The organism is Paraburkholderia sp. 40, assembly GCF_050434105.1.
Classification (GTDB): domain Bacteria; phylum Pseudomonadota; class Gammaproteobacteria; order Burkholderiales; family Burkholderiaceae; genus Paraburkholderia; species Paraburkholderia tuberum.
Genome location: NZ_JBNPVY010000002.1, coordinates 1,159,913 through 1,183,265 on the forward strand (window position 1 = coordinate 1,159,913; position 23,353 = coordinate 1,183,265).

At 64.7% G+C, this 23,353-nt stretch carries 19 protein-coding genes and 3 pseudogenes; 7 read left to right on the top strand and 15 right to left on the bottom strand.

The window, feature by feature from the left end:
* Positions 1-288: 288 nt before the first annotated feature.
* Positions 289-912, top strand: coding sequence for a methylated-DNA--[protein]-cysteine S-methyltransferase (locus tag OKW28_RS06555; RefSeq protein WP_429444268.1), 624 nt, complete (start codon positions 289-291; stop codon positions 910-912).
* 134 nt (positions 913-1,046) lie between these two features.
* Positions 1,047-1,352: a panthothenate synthetase gene (locus OKW28_RS06560; RefSeq protein ID WP_090807469.1), complete on the top strand. Its 306-nt coding sequence runs from the start codon at positions 1,047-1,049 to the stop codon at positions 1,350-1,352.
* 8 nt (positions 1,353-1,360) lie between these two features.
* Here OKW28_RS06560 and OKW28_RS06565 read toward each other — a convergent pair whose 3' ends face one another.
* From OKW28_RS06565 to OKW28_RS06585, 5 genes are all read right to left on the bottom strand, one after another.
* Positions 1,361-2,602 (bottom strand): Zn-dependent hydrolase, encoded by a 1,242-nt coding sequence (locus tag OKW28_RS06565; protein ID WP_429444269.1) that lies wholly within the window; start codon positions 2,600-2,602, stop codon positions 1,361-1,363.
* 4 nt (positions 2,603-2,606) lie between these two features.
* A complete protein-coding gene (locus OKW28_RS06570) occupies positions 2,607-2,828 on the bottom strand; it encodes a helix-turn-helix transcriptional regulator (protein WP_429444270.1) in 222 nt (73 codons plus the stop codon).
* Positions 2,761-3,057, bottom strand: coding sequence for a hypothetical protein (locus tag OKW28_RS06575; protein WP_429447004.1), 297 nt, complete (start codon positions 3,055-3,057; stop codon positions 2,761-2,763). Before OKW28_RS06575 ends, OKW28_RS06570 begins: the two co-directional genes overlap by 68 nt.
* Positions 3,058-3,153: 96 nt before the next feature.
* Positions 3,154-3,861 carry a dienelactone hydrolase family protein gene (locus OKW28_RS06580; RefSeq protein ID WP_429444271.1) on the bottom strand — a complete coding sequence of 236 codons (708 nt, stop codon included), beginning with the start codon at positions 3,859-3,861 and terminating at the stop codon, positions 3,154-3,156.
* A gap of 292 nt (positions 3,862-4,153) precedes the next feature.
* Positions 4,154-5,326: a porin gene (locus OKW28_RS06585; protein WP_429444272.1), complete on the bottom strand. Its 1,173-nt coding sequence runs from the start codon at positions 5,324-5,326 to the stop codon at positions 4,154-4,156.
* A 286-nt stretch (positions 5,327-5,612) separates the two neighbouring features.
* Between OKW28_RS06585 and OKW28_RS06590 the strand changes: the two genes are divergently transcribed.
* The gene (locus tag OKW28_RS06590) at positions 5,613-7,121 is read left to right on the top strand and encodes an MFS transporter (protein ID WP_429446873.1); all 1,509 of its coding nucleotides are present in this window, start codon (positions 5,613-5,615) and stop codon (positions 7,119-7,121) included.
* Positions 7,122-7,257: 136 nt separating this feature from the next.
* On the opposite strand, the gene gudD is transcribed toward OKW28_RS06590, so the two are convergent.
* Entirely contained in the window at positions 7,258-8,607 is a 1,350-nt protein-coding gene (gene gudD, locus OKW28_RS06595) for a glucarate dehydratase (RefSeq protein ID WP_429444273.1), read from the bottom strand.
* Positions 8,608-8,737: 130 nt separating this feature from the next.
* Positions 8,738-10,069, bottom strand: a complete 1,332-nt coding sequence (locus tag OKW28_RS06600; RefSeq protein ID WP_429444274.1) for an MFS transporter — start codon at positions 10,067-10,069, stop codon at positions 8,738-8,740.
* A gap of 417 nt (positions 10,070-10,486) precedes the next feature.
* Between OKW28_RS06600 and OKW28_RS06605 the strand changes: the two genes are divergently transcribed.
* Entirely contained in the window at positions 10,487-11,197 is a 711-nt protein-coding gene (locus tag OKW28_RS06605; RefSeq protein WP_429444275.1) for a FadR/GntR family transcriptional regulator, read from the top strand.
* 55 nt (positions 11,198-11,252) lie between these two features.
* On the opposite strand, the gene OKW28_RS06610 is transcribed toward OKW28_RS06605, so the two are convergent.
* The 3 genes and pseudogenes from OKW28_RS06610 to OKW28_RS06620 form a co-directional block, all read right to left on the bottom strand.
* Positions 11,253-11,558 carry an AtuA-related protein gene (locus tag OKW28_RS06610; protein ID WP_429444276.1) on the bottom strand — a complete coding sequence of 102 codons (306 nt, stop codon included), beginning with the start codon at positions 11,556-11,558 and terminating at the stop codon, positions 11,253-11,255.
* A 1-nt stretch (position 11,559) separates the two neighbouring features.
* A complete protein-coding gene (locus tag OKW28_RS06615) occupies positions 11,560-12,918 on the bottom strand; it encodes an acyclic terpene utilization AtuA family protein (RefSeq protein WP_429444277.1) in 1,359 nt (452 codons plus the stop codon).
* Between the two features lie 25 nt (positions 12,919-12,943).
* Positions 12,944-14,131: pseudogene (locus tag OKW28_RS06620) on the bottom strand (CitMHS family transporter); the annotation flags it as partial.
* On the opposite strand from OKW28_RS06620, the pseudogene OKW28_RS06625 reads away from it, so the two are divergent.
* Both OKW28_RS06625 and OKW28_RS06630 read left to right on the top strand, forming a co-directional pair.
* Positions 14,132-14,944 (top strand): annotated as a pseudogene (locus OKW28_RS06625) (LysR substrate-binding domain-containing protein); the annotation flags it as partial.
* Positions 14,945-15,304: 360 nt separating this feature from the next.
* Positions 15,305-15,532, top strand: coding sequence for a hypothetical protein (locus OKW28_RS06630; protein ID WP_187634427.1), 228 nt, complete (start codon positions 15,305-15,307; stop codon positions 15,530-15,532).
* 188 nt (positions 15,533-15,720) lie between these two features.
* Here the strand turns inward: OKW28_RS06630 and OKW28_RS06635 are convergent, their stop codons facing one another.
* Positions 15,721-17,949 carry an NADP-dependent isocitrate dehydrogenase gene (locus tag OKW28_RS06635; protein WP_429444278.1) on the bottom strand — a complete coding sequence of 743 codons (2,229 nt, stop codon included), beginning with the start codon at positions 17,947-17,949 and terminating at the stop codon, positions 15,721-15,723.
* A gap of 400 nt (positions 17,950-18,349) precedes the next feature.
* Positions 18,350-19,645 (bottom strand): MFS transporter, encoded by a 1,296-nt coding sequence (locus OKW28_RS06640; protein ID WP_429444279.1) that lies wholly within the window; start codon positions 19,643-19,645, stop codon positions 18,350-18,352.
* Between the two features lie 121 nt (positions 19,646-19,766).
* Here OKW28_RS06640 and OKW28_RS06645 point away from each other — a divergent pair, with 121 nt between their 5' ends.
* A complete protein-coding gene (locus OKW28_RS06645) occupies positions 19,767-20,840 on the top strand; it encodes a LacI family DNA-binding transcriptional regulator (RefSeq protein ID WP_429444280.1) in 1,074 nt (357 codons plus the stop codon).
* Between the two features lie 3 nt (positions 20,841-20,843).
* Here the strand turns inward: OKW28_RS06645 and OKW28_RS06650 are convergent.
* The 3 genes and pseudogenes from OKW28_RS06650 to mhpT all read right to left on the bottom strand — a co-directional run.
* Positions 20,844-21,051 (bottom strand): annotated as a pseudogene (locus OKW28_RS06650) (type II toxin-antitoxin system PemK/MazF family toxin); the annotation flags it as partial.
* 12 nt (positions 21,052-21,063) lie between these two features.
* Entirely contained in the window at positions 21,064-21,948 is an 885-nt protein-coding gene (locus OKW28_RS06655) for an alpha/beta fold hydrolase (protein WP_429444281.1), read from the bottom strand.
* Between the two features lie 81 nt (positions 21,949-22,029).
* Positions 22,030-23,292, bottom strand: a complete 1,263-nt coding sequence (mhpT, locus tag OKW28_RS06660) for a 3-(3-hydroxy-phenyl)propionate transporter MhpT (RefSeq protein ID WP_429446875.1) — start codon at positions 23,290-23,292, stop codon at positions 22,030-22,032.
* Positions 23,293-23,353 lie beyond the last annotated feature (61 nt).

Consider the following 23,353-nt stretch of genomic DNA (forward strand, 5'->3'; position numbering starts at 1 on the left):
AGAAGATCGGGTAGCGCCCGCAGCGCGTCGTACCGAAGCTGTCGATTTTACTGAGTCAAAGGCCATCTGGGGTCCTCTGCGGTACAGTGACGTGATCGCCGCGATGGTCACGCTCGTCGCGGCCATGTCGAATGCGAATGAGACAGCAATATCTGGAGCGCGTTCAGGCGACGCAAGCGACACACTGTTGAATAACGGCGCAGCCTTCATGCAGCTTTCCGCGTCCGGTCGAAGAAACGCCGCCGCCTCGCGAACCTTGCGCCTCCACCCTGTCAGGAGCCTGAGAAAGTGACGTACACATACAAGTTGATCGATTCGCCGGTCGGTCAGTTGAAGCTCGTGGCGAAAGGCGAATGCCTTGCCGCAATTCTGTGGGAGCACGACAAGCCGAACCGCGTGCGACTCGGCGAAATGAGCGAAGCGAACGAACACGCGGTGCTCGTCGAAACCGAGCGGCAATTGCGCGAGTACTTCGCGGGCACGCGCCAGGCCTTCGATCTGCCGCTCGACTTTCAGGGCACCGAGTTCCAGAAGCAGGTCTGGCGAGCGCTGCTGACCATCCCGTTCGGCCAGACCCGCAGCTACTCGGAGATCGCGCAGCAGATCGGCAACCTCAATGCGGTGCGCGCGGCGGGCGCGGCAAACGGCCGGAATCCGATTTCGATCGTCGCGCCGTGTCATCGCGTGATTGGCGCGTCGGGCGAGCTGACAGGATTCGCCGGCGGCCTCGCCAACAAGATGCTGCTGCTTTCGCTGGAGGCGGGGCAGACCTCGCTCGAAGCAGCGGCGGATGACGCGCATCGGCTGGCGCCGAAGGGAAACGCGGCGCAACCGGTCAAGGACGATGGACCCGCGAAACCGGCGCATCGTCAGCCGAGCCGGGGAACGCAAGGTTCGCTGTTCGGTAGCTAAAGCAGCGCACACCCGGCACGATGCGCCACCCACCGGCCGTAATCGCCGATGCTTCATCCGCGATCAGCACCATCGCCCGCGCATGCAACACCTATCCTTAAGATGCCCTTTGGGGTATTGAACAGGAGGATGACATGCGCATGCTTCTCAACATACAAATACCGAACGAACCGTTCAGCACACTCGTGCGCGAAGGCCGAATCGGCGACCTGATGAGAAAGATCCTCGAGGACATGAAACCAGAAGCCATCTACTTCACCGAGCAGCAGGGCAAACGCGGCGCGGTGGCGGTCGTCGAGGTCGCCGATGCATCGGCGATCCCCGCGCTTGCCGAACCGTGGTTCCTGACGCTCGACGCCGACTGCGAGCTGCGCATCGCGATGCTGCCCGAGGATCTGATGAAAGCCGGGCTCGACGCGCTCGGCGACAAGTGGAAGTAGCGCGGCCCTCAGGAATGCCCAGCCGATAGCTGCAGCAGCATCGAAGCCGCGGCCGTCGCCGCGACCTGGCAGCCGAGCACGATATGCTCCTCGGCCGTGTCCTCGATAAAGTCGTGACTCACGCCGCCGATGCTCGGCACGAACATCATGCACGCCGGCATGCAACGCGCGATCACCTGCGCGTCGTGCGCGGCGCCGCTCGGCATGCGCAGCCACTGGCCCGGCGCGAGTGCTTCGGCGGCTCGCGCGATGTGCTCCGCGAGCGTGGCGTCCATGCTGACGGGTTCGATCGGCTCGTCGAGCGTCTGCAATTCGACGCTCACCGCGTCGTGCGCGTTGAAATCGCGCACCAGTTCCGCGAGCGCGCGTTCCATGGCCTGAAGCCGTGCCGGGTTCGCATCGCGGAATTGCAGGTACATGTCGGCCGCCCCGGGCACGACGCTCATCGAGCCCGGATCGAGATCGATGCGGCCCACGGTCCAGACGGTATCCGCGTCCGCCAGCTGCGTGAACGCGTCATTCATCCGCGCGATGAACGCGACGAGCGCCGCGCCCGCGTCGCGGCGGCTCGCCATTGGCGTCGTGCCCGCGTGGTTGCGCTGACCCGTGAAGCGCAGTCGCGATTCGCGCAACCCGACGATCGTCGTGACGACGCCGATCGCTTTGCCGATCGCTTCGAGACGTCCGCCCTGCTCGATATGCGGCTCCAGATACGCGACCTGGCGCCCTGCCTCGAAACGCGCACGCGGCCGGCCCGCTAGTCCAGCGGCCTCGAGTACGTCGGCGAGGCGTTCGCCCTGCCGGTTCGTCGCGCCGCGAATCGAGTCGTCGACCGCCTCGCCGACGAAGCTGCGGCTGCCGAGCAGGCCCGAGAACGTGCCCTCCTCGTCGATCCACGACGCGACGTCGACGGCGAGGTGCCGCGTCGCGTCATGCTCCGCTAGCGCGCGGGCGATTTCGAGCCCGTACATCACGCCCATTGCGCCATCGAGCCAGCCGCCGGTCGGCTGCGTGTCGGTATGCGAGCCGATCACGAGCGCGGGACCGCTATTGCGCGAGCGTCCGAACACGGTGCCGACGCCGTCGATGCGCGCCTCGAGCCCTGCCTCAGTCATCCTGCCGACCAGCCATTCGCGCGCCGCCAGATCGACCGGCGACAGCGCGAGCCGGACCACGCCGGGACCGGTCGCGCCGAAACCGCGCAGCCGTTTGAGGTCGGCCATCAGCCGGTCAGGATCGATCTTCACCACGTTGTCATCTCCATGAATTGATTGCGGATGCCGCCGCGCGAAAATCACCCGGCGACATATCGTAGGCACGCTTGAACGCGCGATTGAAATCCGACGCGCTATTGAAGCCCCAGCCGTACGCGACCTCGATCACCGGCCTGCGCGGGTGGCGATGCAGTTCATCGGCCGCTTCGCGCAGGCGCCGGTTGCGGATATACGCGTGAAGCCCACCCTCCGGCTCGAACAATCGATACAGTGGGCCGCGACAGCTGCGACATGGCCAGCACGCTGTCGACCGTCAGATCAGATTGGCCGAGATTTGCGTCGATATAGCGGCGCGCTGCCGTGAACAGCGCGGTGCGGGCCACCGCCCGCGCACTGCCGGTCAAGCCTGTTTCCTTGCCGAACGCCGCCGCCATCAACAGCGCGCGGGTGTGGAGCGCTTCCTGAGCCGCGGACGCGTCCATCGTGGGCAACGTGCGGCACCGTTCGGACGGCCGAATCAAGAAAGCACCACGACCGCAGGCACTCTCACGAAGCGGACTAACCGTCCGCTTCCGCCATTCACCAACTCATTTCCAAAGCGTGCGGCCAAAGAACGTCAACGTACGATCCCACGCCTGTTGCGCCCAGACCGGGTCGTATTGCGTCCTCGCGATGCGGCCCGACCCGACCGCCGTTTCGTTCGCGAACGCGTGACGCGCCAGATAGCGATGAAACTCGACGTCGACTTTCGCGTCGGTGAGTTTCTTTTCGAGCGCGTCGACGGTGTCGGCGGCGAAGAACTCGTCCTGCAGTCCCCAGTGGCCCATCACCGGAACCTTGATCTTCGACGCGTCGATATAGTCGAGCGGCGGGAAGCCATACCAGACGACCCCGGCCGCCACTTCAGGCACGTTGCACAGCGCGAGGAACGTCAGCGCGCCGCCCATGCAATAGCCGGTCACGCCAATCTTCGCCGCGTGCTGCTGCAGATACTGGACCGCGCCGCGCACGTCCTGCGTTGCGGCATCGCCGAAATCGAGGCCGCTCATCAAGTGGTGCGCCTCATCCTCTTCGACCGTCGACTTGCCGCGATACAGATCGGGCACCAGCGCGAAGTAGCCGGCTTTCGCGAGGCGATCGGCGACGCCGCGAATCTGGTCGTTCAAGCCCCACCATTCCTGGATCACGACGACCGCGGGCGCACCCGCGGTTTTTTCAGGCTTCGCGAGATAGCCCTGTAGCTGCTTGCCGTCGGGACGGTTGAACGTGATCATCGAACCTGCGTGTTGGGTCATCGGTCGTTCCTCGAGTAGACGAAAACGCTAGCATAGCGCCACTACCCCGTTTTCTGTTCAATCGGATTCGTGCCAACGCGCGAGCGTGATCCCGCGGAATCTGCGCGCTATGTGCTCTGGCAATCATCCTCGGATGCCAGAATCTTTAGGCCGACACATTGTGTCGGCTTTTTTTACTCGTGACGCTTTTGCAATTCCGACTCGCGTGACATGTGATTTCGCGCACGCATTCAAGCGCTTTTATCCAATCGGTGAATGACTCGACTGAAAGCTTGACGTATTGCGATGCGCGCTAGAACCGCTCTATTACACCGAATTGGACGCCCGCGACCGGCGCGCCCGGATAGGCAACGGGCAGCCCGGTCACGTTGACGCCGCGCAGCGTGAAGCGCGAGTCGTCGTGATTCGCGAGATAGGCGGCGCTGAAATACAGCAGCAGCGTCGGCGACATGCTGTATTCGAACGCCGCGCTGAACTGGTCCGCGCTGCCGCCAGGCGTCGTGTAGTCGCGCACGTGCGCATAGCCGAGCGAGGCACGCGCATTGGTCGAAAAACTGTACTGCGCCGACAGCGAGCCGCCCGCGCCGTGATAGACCGGTGTGCCGCCATCGCCGTTGAAAAAGGACAGCCACACGCGCAGCTTGCCGAAGGCGTAGTTCGCGCCGCCGAGGTTCGCGCGCAGCGCGCCGGCACCGTGCGTCTGCTGGCGCGCGTACAGCAGATGCAGGTGGTCGAGCCGATACGACGCGGTCACGTAATACCCGTCGATGCCGTTGCCGTCGGCCTCGGACGGATCGCGCATCGCCATCATCAGCGTCGCACTGAAGCCGGCGATGCTCGGCGATAGATACGCAACCGCGTTGTTCGCATACGGCGTGATCTTCGACAGATTGTTGAGCCCCGAGGCGATCGTGCCGGCGCCGAACGCGTCGAGATCGCCCTTGAACGGGATATAGATCGGCGAATACTGACGGCCGACGCGCAGTTCGCCCCAGCTACCGCTCGCGCCGATCCATGCCTGACGATTGAAGATCGAGCCGGGCACCTGCAAGCTGCCGTCGGTCGAGCTGAAGCCGTTTTCGAGCGTGAACACGATCGCGTTGCCGCCCCCGAGCGGCTCCGCGCCATGCAGCCCGACCCGAGAGCCGCGATACGCGCCGGAGTCCATGCGCGCGACCCAGCCCGAACCGGGGTCGGTGATTTCGACGCTCGTATCGATCACGCCATACAGCGAGACGAAGCCGGTGTTGATTCCTGAGGCGGCGCCGGTGCCGGTATCAATGTCGGTGACGGCGGCTGCGCCGTGCGCATAGAGCAGAAGCGCGCCACCTCCCCAAGCCGCTCTCACGCCGACGCTGATCGTCAAGGCTTCGCGGACTGTGTTCAGCAGGAAAGCCATGGCGTGACGCAGGATGAGTTCCTCCTCGAACACATCGATCGGATATACCGCGAGCGAACTTACCACGTTCGGGCGTACCCGCGCGGCCCGTGTGCGACGCCGTGCCCGGGGGCACCACCTTTTTTCCCGCGCCGTGTGGTTTTTCGTGCGACGAATGCTTTTGATCAGGGGAAACCCGTATAATTCTCAGGACGTCAGACAACTTGCGTACAATCGCCGGGAGCCTGACCGCGATCCGCCGTGCAGCGTCCACCCCGAACCGCCTTCTGCCCGATCCGTGAATTCCACCGCCCCCGCCAGTTCCGCCGCCGCCGCCGCCCCCGCCCTGCCGTTTCGCCACGCGCTTTACGCGATGCTCGGCATCGGCCTCGTCAACATGCTGGTCGCGCTCGACCAGACCGTCGTCAGCACCGCGCTGCCATCGATCGTCGCCGAGTTGCACGGCTTCGAATATTTTGCGTGGATCGCAAGCGCGTACCTGCTCGCCTCGGTCGTCACGGTGCCGGTGTTCGGGCGGCTCGGCGACTACTTCGGCCGCAAGCGCTTCGTGATCGCCGCGGTGATCACGTTCACGGTCGCGTCCGTGTTGTGCGGCCTCGCCAACAGCATGCTGTTTCTCGCGATCGCGCGCGGACTGCAAGGCGTTGGCGGCGGCATGATGGTCGGCACCGCGTTTGCGTCGATTCCCGATCTGTTCCCCGACCCGCGCACCCGCGTGCGCTGGCAGGTCGTGCTGGCCGCGGCCTACGGCATCGGTACGGCGGCCGGCCCGTCGCTCGGCGGCTGGATGAGCGAGCACCTCGGCTGGCGCTCGACGTTTCTCGTCAATCTGCCGGTTGGCGCGGCGGCGCTCTATTTCATCTGGATGCATCTGCCGAATTTCCGGCGGCCGCATGACGGCGAAGTAAAGATCGACTGGCTCGGCGCGGGGCTCGTCGCGTGCGTGCTCGGCGGCTTGCAGGCGTTTATCGAAGCGGTGCCGAAGCACGGCCTCACCGTGGGCAATCTCGTGCTCGGCGCGTGCGTGATCGCCGGCGCCATCGCACTCTTCACGTGCGAAAAGCGCGCCACGCATCCGATCGTTCCGCTCGATCTGTTCAAGGACGCGCAGCTCGTCACGCTATTCACGCTCGGCATGCTGTCCGGGTTCGTGATGTTCTCGCTGATCTTCTTCGCGCCTTTGCTGCTGCAAGGCGGCTTCGGTCTTTCGCCGCAGCAGGCCGGCCTGCTCGCGACGCCGATCGCCGCGTGCATCGCACTCGGCAGTGTGCTGAACACGCGCATCGTGATTCACATGAAGAAGCCCACCCGCATTCTGACGATCGGTTTCGGGCTGCTGATGTTCGCGTCGATCGCGCTCGCGTTCGCCAATCCGGACACGCCGCACTGGCGCATCGTGCTGCCGATGGGCGCGGTCGGCATCGGCCTCGGCTTCATCCTGAACAACCTGAACGTGTTCGGCCAGGAGATCGCCGGACGCGAGCGCTTCGGCATCACGACCGCGCTATTGCAATCGACGCGCATGGTCGGCGGCATGCTCGGCACCAGCATCGTCGCGACTGTCGTGCAGCATCACTATCGCAATGTCGTCACGCGCACGATGAGCGTGCTCGGAGAGCCGGCCGCATCGCAATGGCGGCCGCGTTTCGTCGATCTGCGCATCCTGATCGACGACGCGTCGCGCATACAACTGATTGCGGATATGAAGAAGTCGGGACTCGATACGCTCACGCTGATCGATAGCGCACGCGACGCGCTCGTGCAGTCGATTCATATCGGTGTGTGGCTGACGGCGGTGGCATCGCTCGCGGCCGCGCTGCTGGTGCAGCGGATTTCGCATGTGGTGTTTCGCAAGAGCTGACAAGTGGCGCGATGATGGCCGCCGATATCCGCGGTGCGGCTATCTCGCACCGTGCAATGCAAAAAGAAACAAAAAAGCCTGGTGAACCGCATCTTTCGTGCAGCCCGCCAGGCTTTTGGATTGAGTTAAATCGTCCTTAACGCACGAGACACGGCCGCTTGTTGTCGAACTTCCAGTTCGGAATCAGATATTGCATGGCAATGCCGTCGTCGCGCGCGCCGAGGCCGTGCTGCTGATACATCGCGTGCGCCTTCTCGAGCGCATCCATATCGAGTTCGATGCCGAGCCCCGGCTTCCGCGGCACCTTGACCTTACCGCCGACGATCTGCAGCGGATCTTGCGTCAGGAACTGACCATCCTGCCAGATCCAGTGCGTATCGATCGCGGTGATCTTGCCCGGCGCCGCGGCCGCGACGTGCGTGAACATCGCGAGCGAAATGTCGAAGTGGTTGTTCGAATGCGAACCCCACGTGAGGCCCCAGTCGTTGCACATCTGCGCGACGCGCACCGAGCCCTGCATGGTCCAGAAATGCGGATCGGCGAGCGGAATATCGACCGATTGCAGCTGGATGGCGTGACCCATCTGACGCCAGTCAGTCGCGATCATGTTGGTCGCCGTCGGCAGGCCGGTTGCGCGACGGAACTCGGCCATCACTTCGCGGCCCGAATAGCCGTTCTCCGCGCCGCATGGATCTTCCGCGTAGGCGAGAACATCGTGCTTGTCACGGCACAGGCGCACCGCGTCCGCGAGCGACCATGCGCCGTTCGGATCGAGCGTCACGCGCGCTTCGGGGAAGCGCTCGGCGAGTGCCGTGACCGCTTCGATCTCGGCGTCGCCTGGCAGCACGCCGCCCTTCAGCTTGAAGTCGTTGAAGCCATAGCGCGCCTTCGCGGCCTCGGCAAGACGCACGACCATCTCCGGCGTCATCGCTTCCTCGGTGCGCACGCGCTCCCAGTCATCACGCGCGCCGGCGTTGTTCGCGTACGGCAGATCGGTCTTGTTGCGATCGCCGATATAGAACAGGTAGCCGAGCATTTCCACTTCGTCGCGCTGCTGGCCTTCGCCGAGCAGTGCCGCGACCGGCACGCCGAGATGCTGCCCGAGCAGGTCGAGCAGCGCGGCTTCCAGCGCGGTCACCGCGTGAATCGTCGTGCGCAGGTCGAAGGTCTGCAGGCCACGCCCCCCAGCGTCGCGATCGGCGAACTGCGTGCGCACCTTGTTCAGGATCGCCTGCAGATTGCCGATCGACTGACCGACCACGAACGGCCGCGCGTCGTCGATCGTCTTGCGGATGTTCTCGCCGCCCGGCACTTCGCCCACGCCGGCATGGCCCGCGCTATCGCGCAGAATCACGATGTTGCGCGTGAAGAACGGACCATGCGCGCCGCTCAGATTCATCAGCATGCTGTCGCGACCGGCGACGGGCACGACGCGCAGTTCGGTGACGACCGGCGTGGCGTTCGATTCGGTAGGTTTGGTGGACATGGGAAAAGCACCTGTGTGATGAAGTAGGCCGGCCGGCGGAAGCCGCCGCGCGCTGCGTGCGTGTTCGACCGGACCGGATGAGAACTCGAATACAGAAAAATTGACGGCCGCATGCGAGCCGTCAGTGTAGTCAATGCGCATTGCCGTGCAACGAATCGGGCAACGGCTCGCGATTGCCGGGCTTGTTGCGCGTCAGGAAGCCGGCCGCCGCCGCGAGCAGCGACGCGACGCCGAGACCGTACAGCCCGCCCGCGATCGAGCCCGTGTGCTGCTGCAGATAGCCGAAGGTGGCCGGCGCGAAGAAGCCGCCGAGGTTGCCGAGCGAATTGATCAGCGCGAGCACGCCGGCGGCGACGCGCGCATCGAGGTAGCCCTGCGGAATCGGCCAGAACAGCGACGACGCCGCCTTGAAACCGATCGCCGAGAAGCAGATCGCGACGAACGAGAACACCGGGTTGCCCGACGTCGACGCGAACAGACCGACCGCCGCGATGACGAGCGCGACCGCGAGCCAGCCCTGCTGATGACGCCATTTCGCCGATACGACCGCGAAGCCGTACATCGCGACCATCGAGATCAGCCACGGAATCGCGTTGAACATGCCGACCTCGAAGTCGGAAAGGCCGCCCATCTTGCGGATGATGGTCGGCAGCCAGAAAGTGGCCGCGTAGATGGTCAGCTGGATCGCGAAGTACAGGAAGCAGAACAGCGCGATTTGCGGGTCCTTCAGCAGCTTCACCGTCGGCAGATGCGCGCCGCCTTGCGCTTCGCGCTCGCCCTGTTCGGCCGCGATCGATTGTTCGAGCACACGCTGTTCTTCGGCCGTGAGCCAGTGCGCGTCGCGGATGTGCGATTTCAACAGCAACCAGCTGACGACGCACAGCGCGATCGAGAACGCGCCTTCGATCAGGAACATCCACTGCCAGCCTTGCAGGCCGAGGCCACGAATCGACAGCAGCGAGCCGGTGATCGGACCGGACAGCACCGACGCGAGCGCCGAGCCCGACAGAAAGATCGCCATCGCCTTGCCGCGTTCCTTTTGCGGCAGCCACTGCGTGAAGTAAAAGACGACGCCGGGAAAGAAGCCCGCCTCGGCGACGCCGAGCAGGAACCGCAGCACGTAAAACGACGTGTCGTTCCAGACGAACGCCATTGCGCCCGCCACCAGCCCCCACGTGCCCATGATGCGCGTGAGCCAGGCGCGCGCGCCGAACTTCTGCATCAGCACGTTCGACGGCACTTCGAACAGCGCGTAGCCGATGAAGAACAGCCCGCTGCCGAGCCCGTAGGCGGCCGCGCCGATGCCGAGATCGGCCTTCATGTGCGCGTTGACGAAGCCGATGTTCACGCGGTCGATATAGTTCGCGATGAACATGATCAGGAAAAGCGGCAACACGTTGCGCTTCACCTTCGCGACCGCCGATTCCAGCGGGTCGAGCGCGGTGGTCAGAACTGATGTCAAGTTGTGTCTCCCTGTCGGCCACGAGGCCTGGTGGAACGCAGTGCGGCGCACCCGGTGGGTGCAAGATCCTGCTCTACGCCTGTTATGTTGTCGGACGACAGTCTACCGCGTTACTTTTGTCAAATCCAGTGGGGTGTTTACCCTGTGGTTCCAGAGAGACCGCCTTGAAATAACGGCAGATTCAAAGATTCAGAGCCCTGTTGACCAACCCGGAATACGCCTCGAACTAAGACGTCTGATGTCTCCAATTGACCGACTGTCGTCAGCAGCCCACGCGTTTGCGCAAATGTCCGCCTCATCCCCGCCCCCACCGCGCATCCGCACACAAAATATAGCCCGCGCCGATGCCGCCGAACGCGGCAGAATCGAGTACAGTCCTGTGCGATACTTTGCAGGATCAGTCAACCAGCCACAAAAATGAGCAGCCTAACTGAAAAGGTGGTGGCCACCCTTTCCGACGAGATTCGCCGCGGGGCGCTGAGGCCAGGCGACCGCATCCCCACCGAAGTCGCGATGATGAAGCAGCTGTCCGTGAGCCGCTCCGTGATCCGCGAGGCGATCTCGCGTCTGCAGGCAGCGAGGATCGTCGAGACGCGCCATGGCATTGGCACGTTCGTGCTCGCGCCCGCCGCCGAAAAGCCGATGCAGCTTCCCACCGCCGATCTCACCAGCATGCTCGACGTGATGGCGATCATCGAGTTCCGGATCGACGTCGAAGCGGCCGCGGCCGCGCTCGCGGCATCGCGGCGCACCGAGCAGAACCTGAAGCAGATCCGCACTGCGCTCGATCGATTCGAGTCGGAACTCGAGCGCGGCAGCACCGACACGCTCGCACACGACATCGAGTTCCATTTGCAGATCGCGCGCGCGAGCGGCAACCGCTATTTCTTCGACGTGCTGAGCCAGCTCGGCCGCTCGGTCAGCCCGCGCACCCGACTCGGTTCGGCCGAGATCGCGGAGCTAGACCATATCGAGGTGTTGCGCAGCGTGCTCGGCGAGCATCTGATGATCTATCGCGCGATCGAGCGTCAGGATGCCGACGACGCGCGCGCCGCGATGCGCATGCATCTGAGCAACAGCCGCGAGCGACTGCGCCGCGCGCATGACCTGACGAAGGCTGGCGTGTGATCACATGCGGGGCTGAGCGGCCGCTCCGCAATATGACACGCCGCCGGCAATGCCCTCACTGCCCCACGTCGAGATCCATTAACGCCGAGCTCAGCGATTTGCCATGCGCGTCGAGCGCGAGCGAACGCGTAACGCCGCCGCCGAGCGCGTCGCCGAGCACGAAGTTGAATGCGGCAATGCACGGCAACTCATGGCGCACCACCTCGCCGCGCACCACATCGCGCAGATGCGTCTTGACGCGCTCTGGCGTCAGCACATCGCGCAACCGCTCGTAATGCAGCGCGTCGTAGCAGATCACCGAGATATTGAGCGTATTGCCCTTGTCGCCGGTGCGCGAGTGGGCCAGTTCTCGTAGTTTCATCTCAAGCCTCCATCAGCGAGAAAGCCGGCGCCGCATGCTCGCGCGGCAGCAGCACCGATTGCACCGCGACCACCTCGCGCGCCGCCTTCGTCACGCCGCCGCCGCCCGCCGGTCCGTTCGTGTACAGCGTCTCGACCTCGTTGCCGATGCTCAGCGCCTGCGCGAGCGACGCCGTGCGTCCCGCCACCCTGGCGCGCACTTCGTACGGCTCGCCATGACCGGCCGCCACCGCGTCACCATGCAGTGCGTTCACGCCGATCAGATCGAAGCGCAACTCGCGCGTCTGCACGCCGGTCAGCGCGAGACGCTCGCGCACGATATCGAGCGCGAGCCGCGCCCGCGCGAGCGCGCCGGGTCCGCCGTACGAAATCTGCCCCTCGCCGATATAGCCGTCGAAATACGCAACCGACACTTTCAACGTCGCGGTGCGCTCCGTGCCGCCACCGCCGGTGACGCGCACACGGTCCACGGCATCCTGCTCGACGCGCACCTGCGAGAAATCGGCGACCACGTCGGGCTGCAGATAACGACGCGGATCGTGGATCTCGTAGAGCAACTGCTCCTTGCAGGTCGCCTCGGTCACGAGCCCGCCACTTTGCGCGAGCTTCGTGACCACCACTGAACCGTCCCGCGCAACTTCGGCGATCGGAAAGCCGAGCCGCGCGAGATTCGGCACGTCCTTGAAACCGGGGTCCGCGAAATAGCCGCCGGTGATCTGCCCCGCGCATTCGAGCAGATGACCGATTACCGTCGCCTGGCCGAGCATCGGCCAGTCGTCCATGCGCCAGCCGAATTCGTGGATCAGCGGCGCGACGAACAGCGACGGATCGGCGACGCGCCCGGTCAGCACGATCTGCGCGCCGGCCGAGAGCGCCTCGACGATGCCGCTCGCGCCGAGGTACGCATTGGCCGATATCAGCCGGTCCGCGTACGCGGCCACCGCCTCGCCCGATTCGACGAAATGGAAGTCGCCCGCGCGCACGACGTCGAGCACGTCGTCGCCGGTGACTGCGGCAATCCTCAGGTCGCCGAGACCCAACTCGCGCGCGATCTGCGCGGTCCGGCGCGCTGCCGCGAGCGGATTGGCCGCGCCCATGTTCGACACGATACGCACGCCGTTGCGCGCCGCGACGGGCAGCACCGCGCGCATGCGCGCTTCGAGCAGCGGGTCGTAGCCGAGCTCCGGGTCCTTGCTGCGCGCCTGCTGCGCGATCGCGATCGTGCGTTCGGCGAGGCATTCGAACACGAGATAGTCGAGCTGGCCGTGTTCCGCGAGTTCGAGCGCGGGTTCGATGCGGTCGCCCGAATAGCCCGCGCCCGCGCCGATGCGCACGACGCGTCGAGGTTCAGTGGCTGTCATGGTGCTCCCGTTCCTTCAGTGAAGCTCACAGTGGAAAGATCCCGAGCACGACGCACGCGATCGTCATCACGACCGACGCGCCGAACAGCAGGGGAAACGTGAATCGTTGATGATCGGCCAGATCGATACCGCACAGCCCGACCACGAGGAACGTCGCGGGCGTGAGCGGACTGACCGGAAAACCGGTGGTCATCTGTCCAAGCAACGCGGCCTGACCGACGTGCACCGCGGGCACGCCGAGCTGGCCCGCCACTTCCGCGATCACCGGCAGTACACCGAAATAAAACGAATCGGGATCGAACAGCATGCTGAGCGGCATCGACAGCAGGCCGAGCACGATCGGAATATGACTCGCCATCGCCGGCGGCACGAAGCCGACGGCCGCCAGCGCCATCGCCTTCAGCATGCCGCTGCCCTGCATCACGCCGGTGAACACGCCGGCCGCGAGCAGGATGCCGGCCATCATCAGCGCGGCGCGCGCATGCGCGTCGATCCGTTTGCGTTGCATGTCCACATTCGGATAGTTGACCATCAATGCGATGCACAGGCCCACCATGAACATGATCGCCGGCGGAATCTTCTCGCCCATCACGACCATCGTGCCGAGCACGACGAGCGTCAGCACGATGTTGAACCAGAAGTTTTGCGGGCGGCGCAGCGCCTGTTGTTCCGGTGTCAGTTCGCGTTGGGGCATCGGCACGGAACCGCTCGCGGCGGTGAGACCGAGGCGCTTTTCCTCGCGCCGCCCGAGCCAGTACGCCATCGAGAACACAAATACGAGGCCGATCGCCTGCACCGGAATAAGCGGATTGAACAACGCCGAGATCGGCAGATGCAGCGACGCGGACGCGCGAATCATCGGCCCCGTCCATGGCAGGAAATTGATGCCGGCCGCCATCGATACCGCCGCGGCGAGCACGCGCCGGTCCATCTTCAGGCGGTCGTAGAGCGGCAGCATCGCCGGAATGGTGACGAGGAAGCAGACGGCGCCGGAGCCGTCGAGGTGGATCAGCAGCGCGAGCAGCGTGGTGCCCATCACGATGCGCGTGGGCCGTGTGCCGACCGCGCGCAGGATGCGCTCGATGATCGGGTCGAGCGTACCGGCGTCGGTGATCGTGCCGAAGTACAGGATCGCGAATACGAACATGCAGACGACGGGCGCGAGGCTCTTGAGGCCATCGACGACGAACTTGCTCGTCTGCAAGCCGAAGCCCTGTCACAGCCGGCATTGACGGTGCAGATTCGCCGGCTCGAGGAAACGGTCGGCCTGCGCCTGTTCGATCGCAACAGCCGCAACGTCGCCCTGACGCCGACCGGCCGCGAGCTGCTGCCCGTGCTGCAGAAATCGCTGCACGACATGGAGCACGTGCTGCTCGATGCGCGCGCGCTCGGCGAAGGCGGGAGCGGCACGGTGCGCATCGCGTGTCTGCCGACCTTCGCGGCGAGCGCGCTGCCCGAGCTCGTGCACGCGCTGAGAAAAGCCGTGCCGCGCGTCGGCTTCGAGGTGCGCGATGTCGTCGCGAGCATGGTCAACACGTTGGTGCGCAATGAGGAAGCCGATATCGGACTGACTGGCGGCGAGTTGAACGACAGCGGGCTCGAGGTACTGCATGCGGGCATCGACCGGCTCATCGCCGTGCTGCCGAAGCAGCACGCGCTCGCGCGGCGGCGCCGGCCCGTCACGCTCGCCGATCTCGCCAGCGAGCCGCTCGTGCTGACCGCGCAGGGCACGAGCGTGCGGGCGGTCGTCGACAGCGCGTTCGCCGACGCGCAGTGTGAGCCGCGCATCGCCTGCGAGCCGACCTACATGATGAGCGCGGTCGCGATGGCGCGCGCCGGGCTCGGCATCACGATCCTGCCGGCGTCGGCGCGCGAGGTGCGCGCGGAGCCCGAGCTAGTCGCGCGACCGATCGACGAAGCCGCGTTCACGCGGCGCATCGCGCTGATCAAAAAGCGCGGCCGAACCTTGCCGCCGGTGACCGAGACCTTCGTCGCGATGCTGATCGAACGGCTCGACGCGTCATAGGTCCGCACAGCGTCCTTTTGCGCGTCGCGCGCAGCCCCTAATTTTCACGATACGAAACGATGCCGCGCGTCGTAAAAAATCATGTTGCGTGGCACAAAGCGGCCATTTCACGATGCCCGGCGGCGTTGCACATCGCAAAACGGATCTCGCAAGCCTTTGTTTTTACATGCATATTTTTAATATAAAGACCGATTCGACGCCCAATTGCCCGCCGATTCGCTGACGTAGACTCTTTCACAAGAGCACGCGCTTCACGCAGTCGGATTCGAGGGGCCTCACGACACGGCCACCCAAATCCCGCAGATTGCGAAGAAGCCGTCACGAATCGCGGCTTTTTTTATTGGAACTGGGAGACTAAAAATGAAAGGCTTTCGCTTTGGTTCGACGCAGGGAGCGTTCTACATTCTGCCGGGTCAGGACGGCTGGGAAGCCACCTACGGCAACGAAACGCTCGGAGAATTCTCGAGCGCGCAACAGGCCGCCGACGACCTCGCGCGCGGTCTGAGCTGCGAGCATCTGTCGGAGCTCGACACGTCGACGCTCGAGATTCCGGAGAAGCTCGCCGATTGGGAAATCGTTCACGTATAAGGACGGGTATGACCGACGGCGACGTAGCAGTGACAGTAGAAACGACAATGGCGCCCGAAGGCGCCATTGTCGTATTTGCGGTCCTGCTTGCGGCTTTGTCCGCGGTTGTGCTGCGTGCTTACCGCGCGGCTTTCGGGGCCAGCGCAGGTGCGGCCGCGGCGCTTACCGCATCAGTCGCCCGCGCGAGCTCAAGCCACCGAATCGACGATTGCGTTCAGCGTCGCGCTCGGGCGCATCGCCTTGCTAGTCAGCTCGACGTTCGGACGGTAGTAGCCGCCGATATCCACCGGCTTGCCCTGGGCCGCGCCAAGTTCCGCGACGATCTTCGCCTCGTTGTCGGCCATCGCCTTCGCGACGCCCGCGAACTGCGCCTGCAGCGCGGCATCGTCGGTTTGCGCGGCCAGTGCTTCGGCCCAGTACATCGCGAGGTAGAAGTGGCTGCCGCGATTGTCGATACCGCCGACCTTGCGCGCCGGCGACTTGTCGTTGTCGAGGAACTTGCCAGTCGCCTGATCGAGCGTCTTCGCAAGAATCTGCGCCTTCGGGTTGTGATACGCGGTGCCCAGATGCTCGAGCGATGCCGCCAGCGCGAGGAATTCACCGAGCGAATCCCAGCGCAGGAAGCCTTCCTCGACCAGCTGCTGCACGTGCTTCGGCGCCGAACCGCCCGCGCCGGTTTCGAACATGCCCCCACCGGCCATCAGCGGAACGATCGACAGCATCTTCGCGCTGGTGCCCAGTTCCATGATCGGGAACAGGTCGGTCAGGTAGTCGCGCAGCACGTTGCCGGTGACCGAGATCGTGTCCTTGCCGGCGCGGATGCGCTCGACCGAGAACTTCGTCGCTTCGACCGGCGTCATCACGCGGATGTCCAGACCGTTCGTGTCGTGATCCTTCAGGTACTGCTCGACCTTCTTGATGATCTGCGCATCGTGCGCGCGCGCCGCGTCGAGCCAGAATACGGCCGGCGTGTTGGAAGCGCGGGCGCGGTTCACCGCGAGTTTGACCCAGTCGCGGACCGGCGCGTCCTTGGTCTGGCACATACGGAAGATGTCGCCCTGTTCCACCGGCTGCTCGAGCAGCACCGCGCCGGCTTCGTCGGTGACGCGGACCACGCCGTTCGCCAGGATCTGGAACGTCTTGTCGTGTGAACCGTATTCTTCGGCGGCTTGTGCCATCAGCCCGACGTTCGGCACCGTGCCCATCGTGACCGGGTCGAACGCACCGTGCTTCCTGCAGTCTTCGATCACCGCCTGGTACACACCGGCGTAGCAACGGTCCGGAATCACCGCCTTCGCGTCGTGCAGCGCGCCATCGGCGCCCCACATCTTGCCCGACTCGCGGATCATCGCCGGCATCGATGCGTCGACGATCACGTCGCTCGGCACGTGCAGGCTCGTGATGCCCTTGTCCGAGTTGACCATCGCGAGCGGCGGACGCTGTTCGTACTGCGCCTTGATGTCGGCTTCGATCGCCGCGGCCGTTTCAGCCGGCAGATCCTTCAGACGCGCGTACAGGTCGCCGATACCGTTGTTCGGGTTGAAGCCGACCTTGGCCAGTGCTTCCGCATGCTTCGCGAGCACGTCCTTGTAGAACACCGACACCACGTGACCGAAGATGATCGGGTCCGAGACCTTCATCATCGTGGCCTTCAGGTGCACCGAGAACAGCACGCCGTTCGCCTTCGCCTCGGCGATCTGCGCTTCGATGAAGCTGCGCAGCGCGTTCTTGCCCAGCACCGACGCGTCGATAATTTCGCCTGCCTGCACCGGCGTCTTCGCCTTCAGGACCGTGATCGTGCCGTCGGCGGCGGCCAGTTCGATCTTCACGCTACCGGCCTGCGCGACCAGCGCCGACTTCTCGCTGCCGTAGAAATCGCCATCGCTCATGTGCGAGACGTGCGACTTCGAGTCCGCGCTCCATGCGCCCATCTTGTGCGGATGCTTGCGCGCGTAGTTCTTCACCGACAACGGCGCGCGGCGGTCCGAATTGCCTTCGCGCAGCACCGGGTTCACCGCGCTGCCCTTGATCTTGTCGTAGCGGGCCTTGACGTCCTTCTCGGCGTCGGTCGTCGCGACGTCCGGGTACGACGGCAGCTTATAGCCCTGGTCGCGCAGCTCGGCGATCGCGGCCTTCAACTGCGGCACCGACGCGCTGATGTTCGGCAGCTTGATGATGTTCGCTTCCGGGCGCATGGTGAGTCCACCGAGCTCCGCCAGATCGTCGGAAGCCTTCTGCTCCGCGCTCAGGTAGTCCGGAAATGCGGCAATGATCCGGCCGGCGAGCGAGATGTCGCGCGTTTCGACGAGCACGTCGGACGAGCGCGTGAACGCCTTGACGATCGGCAGCAGCGAGTACGTCGCCAGTGCGGGCGCTTCGTCGGTCAGGGTGTAGATGATCTTCGGCGGTGTGGACATGATTAATGCTTTGCTAGAAAGTGATAGACAGAGCGTTGGCAGTCGAAGCCAGCGCAAATCGTAGCGCGACGGCTGACGGCGTCAGTTCGGCACGACGCAACCCCGCGACCTTCGTTTTGCGATACGACCGAGAGTATATGCGCGTTTTCCACTAAATGTGACTAAACAAACAGGTCGCGAGACCCTACCCAAACGAGTCGATCCATGACTGGCAAGGGTTTGCGGCCGATTACCCCGGTCTTAAGACAGATATCTTATAGATGACTTGCGGAATATTATTTTTGGACGAGTGCGAATTGGTCGCATTGACGAGCCGCAAATGCCGCCACCGAGCCGTGACTGCTGCCCTCCACTTGCCGACGATTGGGCGCCTCGAAGATGCGCTTCCGCCGCCGGCTCCTCACGCCCGCGCTTCGCGCGTCACAACGCCCTGCGCCGGCGTCGTCGACGGGCGGCGCACGAGCGTCCATAGCAGGCTCGCGCCGATCAGATCGCCAAAGCCGAGCGCGACGAAAAACGGCGTATAGCCGACGCGGCTCACGAACCAGCCCATCGTCATCGTGAACGCGAAATTGCCGAGCCCCGCGACGAGCGCGGCGAGTCCCGTCACCGTGCCGACTTCGACGCGCGGGAACAGGTCGGCCGACATCGAGATCACGGTGATCGACAGCGTCTGATGCGCGAAGCCGCCGAGGCACAGCAGGAACACCGCCATCGCCGGATCGTGGACGAAGCCGACGCCGGCCATGCCGATCATCAGGAACGCGCCCATCGTGAACGCCATGCGCTTGCCGTTGACGATCGGCACGTCGAAGCGGCGCTTCAACCACGCCGACAGCGGACCGCCGACCATGCAGCCGAGGTCGGCCGCGACGAACGGCAGCCACGCGGTGAGCGCGATCGCCTTGAGATCGAAGCCGCGCGCCTGGTACAGGTAGAGCGGCATCCAGTAGACCAGCGTGCCCCACACCGGATCGGCGCAGAAACGCGGCAGCGCGATGCCCCAGAAATTGCGCTGCTTCAGGATGTCGAACACCCTCGGCCCGGAGTCTTTCGCGGCGCGCAAACCGGATTCCTGCGTCGCGCCGATATAGTCCGCCTCCTCGCGCGACAGCGCCGGATGACGGTCCGGATGCCGATAAAGCAGCAACCACAGCACGGCCCACGCGAGCCCCAGCCCGCCGACGATCATGAACGCAACGTTCCAGCTGTAGTGCAGGATCGACCACGCGATCAGCGGCGGCGCGAGCATCGCGCCGGTCGAGGTGCCGAGGTTGAACACGCCGGCGGCCGTGCCGCGCTCGTGCGACGGAAACCAGTGCGCGGCCGCGCGCATGCCGCCGGGAATGAACGCCGCTTCCACCAGCCCGAGCATGCCGCGCAGCACGAACAGCCCGATCCAGCCCGACGCGAAACCATGCGCGATGCAGATCAGCGACCACGCGACGCCGCACAGCAGAAAGCCCGTTCGCAAGCCCACGCGATCCATCAGATAGCCGGTCAGCGGCGCGCCGACCGGATACATGACGAGAAACGCGCCCGTGATCCAGCCGTATTCGTGCGTCGAAATGTTCAGATGATGCAGCACCGTCGGCGCCGCGACGCTCAGCGAACTGCGCGCGAGATAGTTGGTGATCGTGCCGAGCGTGAGCAGCCCGATCATCCACCAGCGCAGGCCTTTTACCTTGATACTCATGTGTCCCCATGTGTATGCGTTGATCGCGCCGGGTCAGGCGAATAGCGCGCGACGTTTCGCCTTTACGCGTTTTGCGATACCCGATACTATTAAAAACTCACTGGAAAACGCTATCCTACCGATGAAGAAGGGTGCCACCATTCGCGACGTCGCGGCCGCCTCCGGCGTGTCGGTCGCAACCGTATCGAAGTACGTGAATGGGACCCAGCGCTTTACCTCCGCCGTTGAGGCGCGTCTCAAGAAGGCGATCGAGCAGCTCGGCTACCGTTCGAATCCGCTCGCGCGTTCGATGATCACCGGGCGCACACACGCTATCGGTCTCGCGATTCTCGACATCCGCAATCCGCATTTCACCAACATCGTGAAGGGCGCCAATCGCGTCGCGCTTCAGCACGACTACACGCTGCTGCTCGTCGATACCGAAGAGAGCCAGGAACGCGAAAAGACGCTGATCGAATCGCTCGCGCAACGCGTCGACGGCATGATCGTCAGCTCGCGCATGCCCGACGATTCGGTGCAATGGCTGCTCGATCTCGGCAAGCCGGTCGTGCTGTTTGGGCGCAGTTCGCGCTTTCAGATTTCGAGCGTCGGCACCGACAGCAATCTCGCCGGCTATATGCTCGCGAACCATCTGATCAAGCTCGGTCACAAGCGCATCGCGTATCTCGGCTTTGGCCGTTCACGCTGGAACGACGAACGGATTCGCGGCATTCGCAATTGTCTCGACGAATACGGGCTGTCGCTGCACGTTCACGACGCACAAAGCCCGTCGGCGGCGGCCGGCGAGCGCGCCTGCTCGGGCCTGATGCTCGGCCCGAAACGACCGGACGCCGTGATCTGCTACAACGATCTGATCGCGCTCGGCTTCATCAAGGAAGCGCGCGAGCTGGGCTTCTCGTTGCCGCGCGACGTTTCCATCGCTGGATTCGACAACGTGCCGTATGGCGAGTACGCGTCGCCGGCGCTGACCTCGGTAGACTTTCAGAGCGAGAAGATGGGTGAGCTCGCGATGATGAAGCTGATCGACGAACTGCATGGTAAGGGCGAAGAAAGCGCGGGTTATTCGATGCTTGATCCGCATCTGGTGGTGCGGGAGTCGACGGTTAGGCGGGAGTTGGGAGAGGCAGCGGACGACGCCGCGGGTGGTGATGGGCGGGTGCCGAAGAGTGTGACCCGGATGCCGGCGGCGGAGTGATGGGGTCCCCGAACCCGAGAGCGGTACCGCGAACCCAGCGTATCGAGCGAACTCCCCCCTGCGTGATCGGCGCACCGAGCGCGACCCCAAGAGCATTGAATGCGGCAGGCGACAAAACCAGCGCGGGACTGAAATCGCCTTGCTGCTCCTTGCCAGGCGCCGGGATGAGGCAACCAGCCCGCCGCCGCAACGACGCACCAGTCGCCCACAACGACAACCCTGCTTAATACCCGCGTCCGAGAAACTCCCCCACCATCCGGTTGAACTTGTCCGCATGCTCCCACTGCGCCCAATGCCCGCAGCGGCCGAGCACATGCAGATCGGCGTTCGGCATCCCGGCAACGAGCCGCAGGCCGATGTCCATCGGCACGAAACGATCGTCGCGGCCCCAGATCACGAGCGTCGGCGCGGTTACTTCGCCAAGGCGCGGCCCGTAGTCGTTGAACTGCTTCGGATTCGCGGCGAGGCTCGCGACGAAGTTCTCGAGGTGATCGCGGCGCGCCAGCATGTTCGCGAGCCGCGCCTGCATCAGGTCTTCGGTCAACGCCTTCGTGTCGAACACGAAGACGCTCATCATGCGCTGCAGGTTCTCGATGGTCGGGTTGCGGTACAGCCCTTGCAGCAGCTTGATGCCTTCGGTCGGCATCGGCACGAACTGGCTCGGGCCGCCGGTGCCGCCGCCCATCAGCACGAGCTTGCCGACGCGTTGCGGCTCGGCGAGCGCGAACGCGACCGCGCTATGCCCACCCATCGAGTTGCCGATGATATGCGCGCGTTCGATATCGAGCGCATCGAGCAGCGCCTTCAGGCAGCGCGCGTTCAGTTCCGAGCGCGAGCCCTTGCAGACGATCGGGTCGCTCTTGCCCCAACCGAGGCAGTCCATCAGGATCACGCGATAGCCCGCCGCGACGAGCGGCTCGACGTTCCGATTGAAGTTGGCCCAGCCGGTCGCGCCCGGTCCCGAGCCGTGCAGCATCACGACCGTTTTCGCACCCTGCCCCACGTCGTTGTAGTGGAGCTGCATCTCGCGGCCGTCTTCGGTGATGCGAACGAATCGGCTGGTCGCTTCCTCGGTGATCGCCGCTACTTGCGTGTTGGTGTTGCTCATGTCGAATTCCTTTGTTTCACGGATTAAGTGACCGCGAGTCGCCGTTGACGGCGGACCCGCTCAGTGTTTCGAGCTGCCAAACTACTGCGCGGCCACCGGGGTATAACGAAGTGTCGAGCGATTCACGACGAGCCACGCGCCAATCGCGGCGACCGCGATCAGCGGAATGCTCGCGCCGAGCAGCACGCTCGCACCCTGACCGATCGCGAGCAGTTGCCCCGCGATCAACGGTCCGAGGATCGAGCCGAGACGGCCCACCGCCACGGCCGCGCCGACGCCGGTGCCACGCACGTCGGTCGGGTACAGGCTGCTTGCCAGCGCATACAACACCGACTGCCCGCCGACCAGGAACAGCCCCGCGAGCAGACCGCCCCACGCCATCGACGTACCGCCATTCGCGCTCAGCAACGCGCCAAGCGCAACGACGATGCCGACATACATGCCCGCGACCGTGCGGCGCCGGCCCATCCGGTCCATCATGCCGGCGATCACGATCGCGCCGATGCCGCCGCCGATGTTGAACATCATCTGTACGACACCGGACTGCACGCGCGTCAGACCGCGCGTCAAGACGAGCGACGGCAGCCAGTTGATCAGGAAATACAGCACGATCAGCGTGCCGAGATAGCTGATCCACAACGCGATCGTCGTGCCCGCGCGTCCTTCCCGCCACAGCGCGTGCGTCACGCTAGCCGACGCATCGCGTCGCGCGCCTTTGATTGCACGCGCCGCGACGAACTGCGCCGACTCGCGCAGGAACAGCGCAAGCAGCGGCAGCACCAGCAACGGCCCGAAGCCGCCGACGTAGAAGAGATGCCGCCAGCCCGCGTCGCCCGGACTGATGATGCCGACCACCGCCGCGAGCGCCGCGCCGAACGGCATGCCGCAATACATGGCGCCGACCGCGGTGTTGCGCTGATGGGGCGGCGCCGCTTCCGAGCACAGCGCGATCAGATTCGGCATCGCTGCGCCAAGACCGAGGCCGGTCAGAAAGCGCGCGGCGAGCAGGCTGTTCAGGTCCCACACCTGCGCGGTCGCGAGCGAGAAGATGCCGAATAGCGCGACCGACCACATCAGCACGCGCTTGCGCCCGAGCCGGTCGGCGAGACGTCCGCCGATCGCGGCTCCTGGCAGCAGCCCGAACGCGCCGATGCTGAACGCCCAGCCCATCTGCGCGACCGCGAGATGAAATTCGCGCGCCATGCGCGGTGCCGCGAGGCCGGTCGATTGCAGGTCCACGCCTTCGAGCAGTGCGACGATCAGGCAGAGCCCGATCGTCAGCGCGCCGCCGGCAAGAGGTTTCGTCGACCGTGTTGTTTGCGTTGTTCGCGTTGACTGCCGCATAAAAGTCTCCAATGTTGAGTCAGCGTCGCTCTTGCGGCGACCTTGCTGGATGAAATGAACG

What these genes read in the sequence shown, in the direction of transcription:
- OKW28_RS06580 (WP_429444271.1), bottom strand. Translation starts at nt 3,861, where the DNA reads ATGACCCAACACGCAGGTTCGATGATCACGTTCAACCGTCCCGACGGC.
- mhpT (WP_429446875.1), bottom strand. Translation starts at nt 23,292, where the DNA reads ATGCGGCAGTCAACGCGAACAACGCAAACAACACGGTCGACGAAACCT.
- OKW28_RS06655 (WP_429444281.1), bottom strand. Translation starts at nt 21,948, where the DNA reads ATGAGCAACACCAACACGCAAGTAGCGGCGATCACCGAGGAAGCGACC.
- OKW28_RS06630 (WP_187634427.1), top strand. Translation starts at nt 15,305, where the DNA reads ATGAAAGGCTTTCGCTTTGGTTCGACGCAGGGAGCGTTCTACATTCTG.
- OKW28_RS06590 (WP_429446873.1), top strand. Translation starts at nt 5,613, where the DNA reads ATGCTCGGCATCGGCCTCGTCAACATGCTGGTCGCGCTCGACCAGACC.
- gudD (WP_429444273.1), bottom strand. Translation starts at nt 8,607, where the DNA reads ATGTCCACCAAACCTACCGAATCGAACGCCACGCCGGTCGTCACCGAA.
- OKW28_RS06645 (WP_429444280.1), top strand. Translation starts at nt 19,767, where the DNA reads ATGAAGAAGGGTGCCACCATTCGCGACGTCGCGGCCGCCTCCGGCGTG.
- OKW28_RS06615 (WP_429444277.1), bottom strand. Translation starts at nt 12,918, where the DNA reads ATGACAGCCACTGAACCTCGACGCGTCGTGCGCATCGGCGCGGGCGCG.
- OKW28_RS06640 (WP_429444279.1), bottom strand. Translation starts at nt 19,645, where the DNA reads ATGAGTATCAAGGTAAAAGGCCTGCGCTGGTGGATGATCGGGCTGCTC.
- OKW28_RS06610 (WP_429444276.1), bottom strand. Translation starts at nt 11,558, where the DNA reads ATGAAACTACGAGAACTGGCCCACTCGCGCACCGGCGACAAGGGCAAT.
- OKW28_RS06635 (WP_429444278.1), bottom strand. Translation starts at nt 17,949, where the DNA reads ATGTCCACACCGCCGAAGATCATCTACACCCTGACCGACGAAGCGCCC.
- OKW28_RS06560 (WP_090807469.1), top strand. Translation starts at nt 1,047, where the DNA reads ATGCGCATGCTTCTCAACATACAAATACCGAACGAACCGTTCAGCACA.
- OKW28_RS06605 (WP_429444275.1), top strand. Translation starts at nt 10,487, where the DNA reads ATGAGCAGCCTAACTGAAAAGGTGGTGGCCACCCTTTCCGACGAGATT.